Here is an 881-nt window from a genome sequence, read left to right on the forward strand (position 1 = left end):
CACCGGTCTTCGACCAGGACACCCGCACATCGGGCAGCAGTTTGTCGACGGTGAAGGACGACGGGTCGACCGGCACGTCACCCTTCGCCGTGGCGTCGCCCAACAGTGCGTTGAGGGTGGCCGGTTCGGTCTGCACCTCGGTGCCGCCGTCCCGTTCGCCGATCACCTCGGTGACCTTGGCGAGGAGTCCGTGCGGTGCCCCCGGCGCGGGCGCGCTGGCGATCACGTCGCCCACGGCGGTCCGGCGCGGTGCGGCGGAGGAGCCGGTGGACGGCGTGGGCGCGGGTGCTGAACCCGCCGTCCGCTGCGGCCGGTCGGAGATGACGGCCCGCCGGGTGCGGCCGTCGTAGGAGCTGACGGTGAGCGTGGTCCGGTGCGCGCGCTGCCGGGAGCGGCCCGGGGCCGCCGTGGCGGTCGCGGTCGCGGTGGCGGTGGGAGCGGCGNNCGTCGGCGGGCTGCTCGGTGGCCCGGAGCTGCTGCTCCGGTGCGGCGGCCGGCTGCTGGGCGGCCCGCGGCGCCGGCGAGGAGCAGGCGGCGGCGAGGAACAGTGTGGTCATGGCGAAAGCGGGCAGCAGGGCACGCCTGTGCCTCATGCGTCTGCGCAAGGTGGGTCCTGTGAGAGGTGGGGGGTGGCAGAGAGTTGCCGATACCGGCTCTACTCATGGGTAGAACCGGTCGGTAACTCGGTGACGAGCATGAGCATGCCACCCAAGGGGCACAGGTCGCGCACAATCCGGCCACAGCTCAACGTGACCTGCACCACCAGGAGTTGCGGCACGGCGGCGCGCGGCGCGGCGGACTCAGCGGCCGGACAGGCCCGTACCGCCGAGGCGGGTCAGCAGGTCCGCGAGGCCGGTGATGTCCGCGGCGGGCCACGCCGG

Annotated in this window: 1 pseudogene; it reads right to left on the minus strand. The window is 74.2% G+C overall.

Annotated features, from left to right (window positions below):
• Nucleotides 1-226, minus strand: a pseudogene (locus tag CCN44_RS45680) (hypothetical protein); the annotation flags it as partial.
• Between the last annotated feature and the right edge of the window lie 655 nt (nucleotides 227-881).

This window comes from Streptomyces tricolor, assembly GCF_002155905.1.
In the GTDB taxonomy this organism is placed as follows: domain Bacteria; phylum Actinomycetota; class Actinomycetes; order Streptomycetales; family Streptomycetaceae; genus Streptomyces; species Streptomyces tricolor.